This is a genomic window from Chryseobacterium sp. 22458, assembly GCF_052044975.1.
Taxonomy (GTDB): domain Bacteria; phylum Bacteroidota; class Bacteroidia; order Flavobacteriales; family Weeksellaceae; genus Chryseobacterium.
Genome location: NZ_JBQEOA010000002.1, coordinates 662,600 through 674,936, shown reverse-complemented (window position 1 = coordinate 674,936; position 12,337 = coordinate 662,600). Strand labels below are relative to the sequence as shown.

Here is a 12,337-nt window from a genome sequence, read left to right as displayed (position 1 = left end):
TGATTTTTTTATTTCCACTAGCGAGTATCAAAAACTGTGCTAGTTCAAATTATTTCCTGTTGACTATACAACATGCAGCTTTTTTACTTGTGCTCGTATTTATTTTAAATTCTTATTTTTTCTGATCAGATTACTTCCTATTTTTTCCTCCTTAAAAGAGACTAAATCTTCAGATCTTTTAGTATTTCCTATAATTTCATTATTCTCAAATATATTACCACTTACTTTATTTCCCATATATTTTTTCGAATTATCAGCTTCTGTTCCTGCAAAATATAATATATTTCCTTTTGTATAAAACTTATTATTTTTAATAACGAAATTTTTTCCTGTTTCCAGATTTAAATATTTGTCTGTTTGCATCTGATCTTTAATATACTGCAAGGATGTATTTTGAAAGTAACCTTTGATAACAACTTCTCCAATATTCTGAAATGTATTTCCTGAAATCTCACTATCATTCATATTGATAAAATAAGCCCCTGATTTCCGAATATTTTTTACCGTATTATTAGTAAATTTTGAATTGAAACTATAATCACTTACAATTCCATACATATATGAGTCTTCTACGATATTATCCGATACAAGTGTTCCCGGTGAAATGCTTACGGAAATAGCTCCTGCCCCTAATGTTTCTTTTTCATCAGAACTTTTTAAAACATTATAGACCTTATTTCCAATAATTTTTGAGTTCTGAGATTTCATCAGATATATCCCCATCCCCTTGTATGTCTTAGCTCCCGGCCAGTTTCCAATGTTCTCAACAATATTATTTGTAATTACGGTACCTGATAATGATTTATCAGTATATACCGATTCATATGCAATAATACCATAATGTCTAAAACCCTTTATTTTATTATTGGTAATATTATTATCTCTTCCATGTCCGATAATTCCGATTCCTATTTTGGGAATATTATTTCCATCTATTACATTGTTATCAATAACATTATTGGAATGAAAGTATCCATCTCCTGAATACCCCAGTAATATTACAGCATCATCTCCTGTATTTTTTGAAGTCTCTATTTTCGGATTCGTAAAGACATTGTTTTTTACAATATTGTTCTGGCACCCTTTAATATTATTAGGTAACATCAAGATATTGATTCCGGATATATTGTCAAAACGGTTATTTCTAATAATACATTGTGAAGTTCCATATAGCAAAATTCCATAACCTTCATAATAAGACTTTGCACTTTTCCCTGTTCCTGAAAAAGTTCCGTTTTCAATAATACATGAATTTTTATTGATTAGTAATCCTGAAGTTTCATTAACAAAAGACAACTTTGAGTTTTTATCAAAGGATAGAACAGTATTATCTCTGATGGTTGCAACCACTGTATTAATCTGAAAATTTCCTTTCAGCACTATTTTTAAAACTCCTGTTGAAACTTTAGTACTCAATGCATTTTGTAAATTTCTGGTATCTATGGAAACGTTATCGGTACCTTTTAATTCTACCCTTATAGTATCTGCTACAGATTGATATTTCCCCTGTAGCTGTTGAATCGGAGTTTTCGCAAATGAAAAACCAGATAACAACAATACAATTAAAACCGGATATTTATTCATTGATTTTTTTTATAAATAATGGCACATCATTAAAATAAGGTGCATATTTTTTAATCTTATCATCATTCCAATTGTACCAATCAGTTTGTAAAAGCTGCTGAGTAGTTTCATCATCAAATCTTTTTCTGATGAGCCTTGCAGGATTACCTGCCCAAATTTCATAAGGTCCTACATCTTTTACTACTACACTACCCATTCCGATAACCGCTCCGTTTCCAATTTTAACACCAGCCTTTACCTGCACATTATTTGCAATCCATACATCATGACCAATATGAGTTTCTACAAAAAGATCAAACTTATGGTGTGAAAACTTTTGCTTTAAATGATCTATATTTTCATTAAAAACAGGGGAAGTTGATACCCAGTCGATACTATGCGAAAGGCCTCCGATAACGATATTACCTCCTAACGAACAAAACGAGCCAATATGGGTATTGATGATTATACAATCATATCCAATGTCAGAATGTTTTCCCATGGTAACATTAACCAACTGAGATCCCGAACATATTTTGGATGTAGCATGAATTTTACTGCCTACAACAGCTTTAAATCTGATTTTCTTCAGAACTTTATTCCAGATATATTCTATTTTTCTTAACATATATTTTAGCTAATTGCCCTTTTTGCTATATTATCATATGAAAACTTTTCCAGTCCTTTATTTCTGGCATTCTCTAACATTTTATTATATTCAGCCTTATTATTGATAAGGACCTTTTTCAACTCATCATAAATCTCATCAGCAGAATCCTTATATAAAAATCGACAATTGCCCCCCACATCTACATGTGTCATTCCATACCAATGCTTAAAGAAAGCAGGAGTTCCACTTCCTACTGCCTGTTCCCAAAGTACAGAATGGGTTCCCGGAAATACTATAAGATCTGCCAAAATAAAATAGTCTAAAATATCTTCTGCTGAAAGCCAATTTACAAAAATAATTCCACCATTGGATTCTTGTATCAGTTTTTCAAATAGGTCTTTTATTTCCGGATTTACAGTGCCAAAAACAATGAGTTTTATATTGGGAACTTCCGTGTTTAAGCGGTTAAAGGCCTCCATAACGAGATGAATATTTTTAAGATAGTCAATTTTCCCGCCGGTAACAATTACAAAATCATTGTTGAGGTTATATTTTGCCCGTAGTTTCTCTTCTATATTTTCCGTCATTTTTTGTGCAAAAACTACATCGTCAATTCCCATTTCCAGTAATTCTACTTTTTTAGGATCTATTTTATAAGCATCACGTAAAAAATCAGAACGTAATGGAGTAACTCCGTAAAATTTTGTAACATATGGAGATAAAAGTTTACCAAAATATCTCCAGATAATATGATGAAATATATTTCTTGACACCCAACTTTTAGCACTATTTATGTAATCTGTATGGCAGTCTACATAAACTTTTACATTTTTATGTTTTTTCAGATATTTCAGAACAACAGTAATATCCATAAAAGAATAATCGTGCAGAAAAAGCAGATCAGGTTTTTCTTCGTACAGATATTTATTAAGATTTTTATAAATACGTATAAAACGATTAAATTTATAAAACGGTTTTTTATAATCAATCCTAACTACCTTATAGTTATCCTTACATATTTTGGATGATTCTTCAGTGAGAAAATCCTGCTGCCCTTTTGAATTAAATGTTACCATAGATGCAAGAACAGTAACATCATGTCCTTGTAATGTATGATATTTAGGAAGCATATTCTCCTGGTAAGAATAATCATCAATATAAACACTGGATAAACAAAGATGGACTATTTTCATATTATTTACTTGATTTAAAGAATATAAAATACAAATTTAAAAAGATAAAACCACCACTCAAAAGAGAGGTAAACAATCCCACATTTAAAATAATAAAGCAGAATGGTATAAATAAAAGCCCTAGCAATAATCCGTTAGAACTTGAAATCTGCGATTTTGTAAATGCAAAATATAAGCCTAATATGATACAGATAAAAATAACTCCGGGCAAACCAAAACTGGCCATACCATCTGTTGCTATAAAATTAGCATTCGCATTGGTAACACCATCTCCAACAAAGTATTCCGAAACCTCCATACCAAGACTGTTCTTATATTTATATCCTCCGGTAATTGCATTTACAATATTGATATGAGACAAATAAGTTTTCTCATGAACTTTAAAAAACTCATTATACTGATAAGTAAGTAATCCTGCAATTCCAAAAGTCCTCATAAGTATTACCGCTGAAAGCAAAAAGAACTGATGGGAAATAGCCATAAAGAATAAACACAGACCACTGAAAGAAAGCCCGAGTGTATTCATAATTGAAGTCTTAGGATGTTTTTTATATAAATAATAAACGAGATAAATAACCAGTGGTATGAATAATGTAATCTTACTTGCGCTCACTCCATAAATAAATACCACAGAGAAAAAACCATAAATAATCTGCTTTTTATTTTTATTAATCAAACCAATAATAAAAATAAGCGGACCAATAAAATAGCTGATCCAAAGGATCAAATAACCACTCAACAGGGAAGATTCACTGGCAACATCTCTTTGATCATATACTTTATCAAAACTTACAATAGAGTAAACATCCCTGAATTCAAACATGATATAGAGAATAATAAAAAATGAAAGAAAGTACAGAACTCTCAGATTCGGAGTTGGAAGTTTTACCGTTGATGTAACTTTTGGAAAATTAATTCTGGCCACTAAAAAGATCAGAATAAAGCCAATAAAAACCGGCACCTGATTGATTAGTCTCTCATACCAGTCTCCGTAATGATACATAAAGGTTATCATTATAGGAATATATAAAAGATAATAAAAAATGGTAAATGATACTTCTATAAAGAGATATTTTCGCTTTTCAATTAAGGCAATCGGTATAAGAATCATCAGATAAGTGATGATTAAACTAAATGTATCAACATCTTTTTTTATATAGCCCAGGTAATCAAAATACAGATAGAGATACTCCGTATGAATATATTGATATACGAAGCTAAAAAGAAGGACTGAGAAAATTTCTTTATACCGTCTAAACATTTTTTACTTTTACAATTCTCACAAAACAATAGCACGAAATAATTGAAAATATCATCATAGCTATTGATAAAATAACAAGGAAAGTTTCAAACTGCCATTTAAGCAGATATGCTCCTAAATATATCATCAATGTCAAGCACAGTTGAATGATATTAAGCTTTAACAGAAGTTTTTTTCTGTCAAATACTAAAGGAATATTACTCAGAGGAATAAAGAAAAACTGAGATACCGCATAAAAAATAATAAGTACGGAGATATGTTCTATTCCATTCCACTTAGAAATATTCACAAAATTCTTAAGCTGAAACACAAAAAATTCTAAAATGGGAAAGCAAATCAGGCAGCTTATGAAAAGCCATAACAGAATTTTTTTAATTTCTTTATTTATTAATTCATATTCATTATTAAAATATAATCTTGACAATGTATTTCTTAGCAATGCACCTGTTACGGTTCCTATAATAATAGACGGTAACAATAATATTCTTAATGCAAAAGAAAACAAACCGACACTGGTACTATTGTAAAGATAGGACAATAATATAGGATGAAAGTACATAATCAGAATCGTTGCAATAGAGCTTGGAAATATATACTTTACAAAAGAGATATTTTCATGGAAAACCTTCTTTAAAGATTCAAATGTCAATATAAAATACTGCCTTCCTTTTTTAAGCATCCAAAAAATATAGAGGGCAGTGATAAGCCATGAAGATAATATATAAGCAAATATTAGAGCATTATCACCTTTCAGCAATAATAAAAAGATTAGATTTAAAACAGCGGTAAGAACCGGCAAAATACCATTAAGTTTATGATTTTCTTCAAACAATACGTATTGCTGAATGCTACCATTCATTGCAATAGTGGTAGACATGATAATCAGTATAAATAACTTGATATTGGGTTCGAAGAGAAAATATATTACAGATAATAAGATATTAAGAAAAACACTCACAAAAATAGTAAGACTAAGTTTTTCAATAGCCGATTTTGAATCTTTTGATATAGCAACAGAAAGTTCAAATTTCAGAGTTGACAATGAGCCTATAATAGAGGTAACAGAGAGTACCAGACTAAAGTATCCAAAATTTTCAGGTGAAAAATTGTATAAGATATAAAGAGTAGTAAGCAAAGTAATGACCTGAGACAATGCTGTTCCTGCGTAGTAAACAAAATTATCTTTATTAATCATTTCCGAAGTTTTTGTTAAAGAAAGTCTCGTTCTTTAATATTTCACTTTTATCCCACTCCCACCATTTGGAAGCTTCTAATTCGTTTATTGATTCTTCTCCAAATCTCTGACGTATTTTTTTTGCAGGGTTTCCTGCAACAACGGCATATGGTTCCACATCTTTTGTTACTACTGACCCGGCACCTATTATGGCCCCTCTACCAATCTTTACTCCAGAAAGGATTACAGAATTGGATCCAATCCAAACATCATCTTCAATAATGATACTTCCTTTAGAAATTGCATCGCTTTCATTGCCACCAAAAAAATGGGCCTGCATATTATAAGTAGTAGCAAGATCATAATTATGATAAAATTCCTGTATCACAACATTCGACGCTATTGAACAAAAAGAACCTATAATAACCTGATTGACCTCCGCACAGATTCTTGTGGAGGGTCCGCTTATACTTGTATATTTTCCGAGAACTACCTTTCCAAAAACCTCAGGTTTATTATAAAAAGTAACTCCGTCATTCAGTGTAATGCCGGTTCCGAGAACGGCATCCCTTAAATTGACCTCTTTAAAATTATTCTTAATCAGATAAAAAAATACATTATGTGACATACTCACATTAAAGCTGCATTTTACTTTTTTAAAGATATTGATAAAACAGGCAAAAAAAAGGTTAGCAATAAATCTTTTCATATCATTATTTCTTTAATGCGTATATCCTTTCTATTATGTCTACAATTTTTAATCCTTCCAGAGCATTGGTAGTAATTGTATTTCTATTGTTCAAAACATCTACTACGTTCTCAATCACAAAATGATGGTTTGCAGAATCCGGGCTGGGAAGTTCAGGTAAAGAATAATCTTTTATATTACATATTTCCACTTTGTCCATATACTGTCCTCCAATTTTGACAGATCCTTTTTCTGCAATAATAGTCATAGAGCTTTCCAGGTTTCCATTCCAGACAGAAGTAGAATAATTAAGTGTACCCATACCTCCATTAACAAAATCAAAATTGATGAAACCCGAATCTTCAAAATCTGTTAAAATCTGATGATTAAAGTCTGCAAATTTTGCATGTATATTGGTAATATCACCAAATAGCCAGTAAATCATATCTATGAAGTGAGAAAACTGAGTAAATAAAGTTCCTCCGTCAAGGTTATGTTTCCCGTGCCATGAACCAGATTTATAATATCTTTCATCACGATTCCAGTAGCAATTAACCTGCACCATGTATATTTCTCCGAGAATTCCGGAATCTATTATTTCTTTGACCCAAACAGAAGGTGGAGAATAGCGATTCTGCATAACAACAAAGATATGTTTCTGCTCTTTCAGCGCTTTGAAAACAAGTGTTTCAGCATCCTGTTTATTCAGAGCCATGGGTTTCTCGATCACAACATGCCTGCCATTGTCCAAAACATTGGAAGCCTGTTCAAAGTGAAGACCGTTTGGCGATGCAATAACAACAACATCTACCTCTATATTTGAGTTCCATAAATCATCAAGTGATTTAAAAGAGGTAATTTTACGGTCATCACCATCAAATAAATCAGGTTCTTTACAGTCTACCACTGCAACCAGTTCGCAATCAGGATTTTCAAAAATCATATCTGAATGCTTTCTACCTATGTACCCATATCCTACAATCGCAAATTTAACCTTGTTATTCATTAATTAAATTTTGAGTATTGCCCGTTTTAGTCATGTAAATATTTTTATGATTCCTTAAATATTTATAATGTGGTTTACATTCCCAAACATTTAAAGTTATATGTCTGCCGAATAACTATGTGAAATTTTTTATCAGAAACATAAATAGAAATGAAAATATGAAATAATTTCATATTTTCATTCTAAGCAGTATTTTCCTTTCTTCCAATCAATGTATGTTATTAATAAACATTTTGCCTATCTCCCATTAAAAAGGTAAAGTTCCATTTATTTCAAAGAAAGCTGCTGGTTATATTTATAACCTTGCATCAACCAAACTTCTGTCCAGACATGCTTTTGTATCAAAAACAACAGCGTTCTCATTTTTTATATTGTCCAGATTCATTGAAAGAAATTCATTATGAGAAACAGCTATAACTATCGAATCATATTTTTTGCCATCCTGCAGGCCATCTAAAATATCAATTCCATATTCATGTTTCACTTCTTCTTTACTCGCCCATGGATCATAAATATCCACATTTACTCCATAGTCTGCAAGCTCTCTGTAAATATCAACAACCTTGGTATTTCTTACATCCGGACAATTTTCTTTAAATGTGATACCTAAGATTAAAGCATTGGAATCTTTGATCACTCCTCCTTTAGCAATAAGAAGTTTCACTACTTTAGAAGCAACAAATTTAGCAATTGAATCGTTTACACGTCTACCAGATAAAATAACATCTGGATGATATCCTAACTGTTCTGCTTTATGAGCTAAATAATAAGGATCTACAGATATACAGTGACCACCTACCAATCCTGGTTTATATTTAAGGAAATTATATTTTGTTCCGGCAGCTTCCAATACATCATTGGTATCAATACCTACTCTATCAAAGATTAAAGCCAACTCATTAACAAAAGAAATATTAACATCTCTCTGTGCATTTTCAATCGCTTTAGAAGCTTCTGCTACTTTGATGCTAGGTGCCTTATGAGTACCTGCAGTAATAATTTTTTTATAAAGATTATCAACTTCATCGGCAATCTCATCTGTAGAACCTGAAGTTACTTTTTTAACACTTGTAAGGGTGTTTACTTTATCTCCCGGGTTAATTCTTTCCGGAGAATATCCTACAAAGAAGTCTTCATTAAATTTAAGCCCCGAATATTTTTCAAGAACCGGCACACATTCTTCTTCAGTACAACCAGGAAAAACCGTTGACTCATAAATAATAAGGTCTCCTTTTTTTATAATTTCTCCAAGCATTTTAGAAGCAGAAATAAGAGGATTAAGATCCGGAGCGTTATATTTATCAATAGGTGTGGGAACTGTTACAATAAAAACGTTAGCATTTGAAATCTCAGATAATTGGCTAGTTGCTTTATAACCAAGCTTACCATTAGATTCATTATATTTTTTCAGCCCTTCATTTAATTTATTAAGGTCTGCTTCTAAGGTTATATCTTCTCCATTATTAAGTTGTTCCACACGTTGTGCATTAATATCAAATCCTAAAACAGGATAATGATCTGCAAACTCCAGTGATAAGGGTAGACCAACATATCCTTGTCCTATGACCGCAATTTTATATGTTTTCATTGTTAGCTGAATTTATTTTTAATTTTTTGAAACCAAGATTGTTCATTCTGATTATTGTATCCATAACCATATTTATTGCTGTACCCTAAATTATCTCTGCTCACATCATTAAGTACAAATCCGACATTCTTGATTTTCTTCTGATCGATGTTGGTATTCGCAAACTCCAATAATGCTTTTTCTGTATATCTCGATCTGGATACATAGATTGTGACATCAGCCAGTTCTGCAATAAGGAATGTATCAGTAACCAAAAGTAATGGTGCTGTATCCAGGATAATGTAATCGTATTTTCCTCTTAGTTCTTCCAAAAGCAATTCGTAGCGACCGTTAGATAACAATTCTGTTGGGTTTGGAGGAATCATTCCTGAATAAATAACATCCAGATAAGGGTTAAAAGAAGATACGTGAATAATTTCCTCCAATTTTGTATGATCACTATACAGATATTCCGTAAGTCCGGTAAGACCTCTTCTTGCAGGATTATACCTTTGAAGCTGTGGATTTCTGATATCGGATCCTATTATAATTGCTTTTTTCTTAGGATTAGCAAGTGTTAAAGCGAGGTTAACAGAAGTAAATGTCTTTCCTTCACCTTTCACTGTAGATGTAACAAACACAACTTTTCCTTTTTTATCTTTTGAAAGCATAAAATTCATATTGGTGATAAGAATTCTGAATGCTTCTGCCATAGGAGTGATATCATTTACTTTCACGATTTCCGAATCTCCTTTTTCAAGACTTGGTAATTCGGCAATAACAGGTGCATGTACCAATTTTTCAAGATCATGTTTAGTAACAACCTTGTTATTAAGAAGCTGTGATAAATATATAATACCAAATGGTACAAGTATCCCCAGAAGTAAAGCAATCATAAGAACTGCACCTCTTTTAGGAGATACCGGAACAGGAAAAGAATATGCTGCATCAACTACTTTTGCCTTGGGTGCAACAATAGATTGTGCTATAGCTGTTTCTTCTCTTTTCTGGAGCAATAGAAGGTATAAATTCTCTTTAATCTGCTGTTGCCTCTCAATACTTCTGAACATTTTTTCAATAGAAGGCAGTTTTGAAATTTTTCCAGTAACTTTATTCTGCTCTCCCATATACTCATTTCTTGCCAGTTGAAGTCCAACCTGATTTCGTTGAAGACTCTGCATTATAGAACTACGCAACAAGTTGATTTGTTTAGTTACATCTACAACTGCCGGGTTTTCGGGTGTCGCCGATTCAAGGAGTCTGTTTCTCTGTAATACTAATTGATTATAAGTAGAAATTCCTGCTACAGCTTCCGGACTGTTCAAACCTACATTGGCAGGCAAAACCTGATACTGACCTTGCTTACTAACATACCCGATTAAAGCATTAGTCAACTCCAATTGAGCATCTACATCCAGTTGCTTAGCTCTTGCCGCTGCAGAACTTTCTAAATTAATTTTAGCTTCAGTTTCAATGTCTGTAATATTATTTTTTGACTTAAAACTTTCCTTTTGATTTTCAACATCACCCAGTTCTCCAGATAACTTCTTAATTCTATCTTCAATAAAATCAAGAGTCTTTTTTGATTCTGAACTTTTATCAGAAATAGCATCATTGTTATAAGCAACTACTAGGGTATTTAGAACATCTTTGGCTTTTGAAATCTGTGGATATTTTAATCCCAAATTAACTACAGTAGCATCCTTGCTTGCAAGAATCACTTCCAACGCTCCCTGAAGACTGTTTACCTTTGCGTCTGTTGTAGAAATCTGAAGCTCAAGATTACTTATATTTATTCCTTTAATTTCTGCCGGTTTAAATTTTGGATTCTTTGTAATAATAATATTTGCAAATGGCAGACTAATTGTTTTTCCATATGTAGTAATGATATCTTTTGGCAAAATATCAGAACTAATTCTTAAATTTTCACCCTCTAATCCTAATTTTAAAATATTCGTAGGAAATTTATTTTCTTTTTCTGTAATGATATGGACTTCAATGGGTGAGGTTTCTTTGTACAGTTCAATACTTGTCACCTTACCTTTTGCAATGATGTTTGTCTGAAGGTTTTGGTTTATAACTACCTCACGCATCATTTTTTTCGACTTAAGAATCTCTATTTCATTGGCTATACTATTAGTCTTTAATCCGCCAAGTCCTGAAAGATCCGGTAAAATTCCAAGATCATTACCCATTCCTACAGGTGACGAAGAATTTTTAGCGTCTTTAATAAGTATTGTAGATTGTACATTATAAACAGGCACCATAAATTTTAATGAGATATAACCTATAAACAAGGCAATCAAGGCGCTTAGCAAAAACCATGGCCATCTGCGTACAAAAGGTTGTATAATCTCACTGACACTAACACTGTTTGAATTATTTTCTTCTGAAAATTGTGAAGTTTGCTGGTTATCCATCAATTTTTTATTTCTTAAATAAACTTACTACTACTGCTATTGCTGTAACGGCTATAGATATACCGGTTAGGATAAGTCCAGTATTTGGGTTCTGTTTAGCGATAACATCCTTTGTATTGTTGGATGATACTATAATAGCATCACCTTGTTTTAGATTATAATATGGTGAATTTATAAGGTTAGCATCTTGCAAATTAATACGTCCATGGGTAATATTACCATTTTCGGTTCTGATTACAAGCACATCTTCCCTCTTCCCATATGATGTAAGATCTCCTGCAAGTCCTAAAGCATTAAGTATCGTACCTTGTCCATTTGCCAGAGTATAATCCCCTTGCCTGTTTACCTCTCCAAGTATTGTAACCTTAAAGTTAGCCAATCTTACATTTACTGTTGGGTTGATAATATATTGGGTCAGCTTTTCTCTAACTTCATCTTTAAAATCTACCAATGTTTTATCAGATGTATTTAATTTACCCAATACTGGAAAATCAATATTCCCATTGCTGTCTACAATATAAGTAGGCCCAGAAAGAATCGTAGTGCCCTGATTAGGCATATTACTACCTGCAAGAGTATTAGTCTGAACAAGTTCAGATGAAGAATAATTTTGATTGAATGGCTTTACGACATCCATATCTTTTGCCGTAATCATAATAATCAGCTGATCGCCTGACTGTATTGTAGATTTAGAATTTTTCTCTGATGCTGCTATAGCAACTTTTTCTATATTCTGCATATAGTTCAAGTCATTGGGCTTGGATTGATTAACCTTACAGGAAACCAGCATCAATGCCAGAGATATTGCTAATATTTTTCCCTTCATATTTTTAAATTGTGCAAATATACATTTAT

The 12,337-nt window shown here is 32.0% G+C and carries 10 protein-coding genes; all 10 read right to left on the bottom strand.

Annotation, left to right across the window (positions count from 1 at the left end; translation table 11 throughout):
- Positions 1-99 precede the first annotated feature (99 nt).
- Positions 100-1,584 carry a right-handed parallel beta-helix repeat-containing protein gene (locus tag ACTJJF_RS10355; protein WP_440699602.1) on the bottom strand — a complete coding sequence of 495 codons (1,485 nt, stop codon included), beginning with the start codon at positions 1,582-1,584 and terminating at the stop codon, positions 100-102.
- On the bottom strand, positions 1,577-2,191 hold the full coding sequence (locus ACTJJF_RS10350; RefSeq protein ID WP_440699601.1) for a CatB-related O-acetyltransferase: 615 nt from the start codon (positions 2,189-2,191) through the stop codon (positions 1,577-1,579). The genes ACTJJF_RS10355 and ACTJJF_RS10350 overlap by 8 nt, the downstream gene beginning before the upstream one ends.
- A 5-nt stretch (positions 2,192-2,196) precedes the next feature.
- Positions 2,197-3,366 carry a glycosyltransferase family 4 protein gene (locus ACTJJF_RS10345; protein ID WP_440699600.1) on the bottom strand — a complete coding sequence of 390 codons (1,170 nt, stop codon included), beginning with the start codon at positions 3,364-3,366 and terminating at the stop codon, positions 2,197-2,199.
- 1 nt (position 3,367) lies between these two features.
- Positions 3,368-4,381, bottom strand: coding sequence for a hypothetical protein (locus ACTJJF_RS10340; RefSeq protein WP_440699599.1), 1,014 nt, complete (start codon positions 4,379-4,381; stop codon positions 3,368-3,370).
- A 238-nt stretch (positions 4,382-4,619) separates the two neighbouring features.
- On the bottom strand, positions 4,620-5,822 hold the full coding sequence (locus ACTJJF_RS10335) for an oligosaccharide flippase family protein (protein ID WP_440699598.1): 1,203 nt from the start codon (positions 5,820-5,822) through the stop codon (positions 4,620-4,622).
- Complete coding sequence (locus ACTJJF_RS10330) at positions 5,815-6,510, bottom strand: CatB-related O-acetyltransferase (protein WP_440699597.1); 696 nt, start codon at positions 6,508-6,510, stop codon at positions 5,815-5,817. The genes ACTJJF_RS10335 and ACTJJF_RS10330 overlap by 8 nt, the downstream gene beginning before the upstream one ends.
- 4 nt (positions 6,511-6,514) lie before the next feature.
- The gene (locus tag ACTJJF_RS10325) at positions 6,515-7,495 is read right to left on the bottom strand and encodes a Gfo/Idh/MocA family protein (protein WP_440699596.1); all 981 of its coding nucleotides are present in this window, start codon (positions 7,493-7,495) and stop codon (positions 6,515-6,517) included.
- Between the two features lie 295 nt (positions 7,496-7,790).
- Positions 7,791-9,083 carry a nucleotide sugar dehydrogenase gene (locus tag ACTJJF_RS10320; protein ID WP_440699595.1) on the bottom strand — a complete coding sequence of 431 codons (1,293 nt, stop codon included), beginning with the start codon at positions 9,081-9,083 and terminating at the stop codon, positions 7,791-7,793.
- 2 nt (positions 9,084-9,085) lie between these two features.
- Positions 9,086-11,482, bottom strand: a complete 2,397-nt coding sequence (locus ACTJJF_RS10315; RefSeq protein WP_440699594.1) for a GumC family protein — start codon at positions 11,480-11,482, stop codon at positions 9,086-9,088.
- Between the two features lie 7 nt (positions 11,483-11,489).
- On the bottom strand, positions 11,490-12,308 hold the full coding sequence (locus tag ACTJJF_RS10310; RefSeq protein ID WP_440699593.1) for a polysaccharide biosynthesis/export family protein: 819 nt from the start codon (positions 12,306-12,308) through the stop codon (positions 11,490-11,492).
- Between the last annotated feature and the right edge of the window lie 29 nt (positions 12,309-12,337).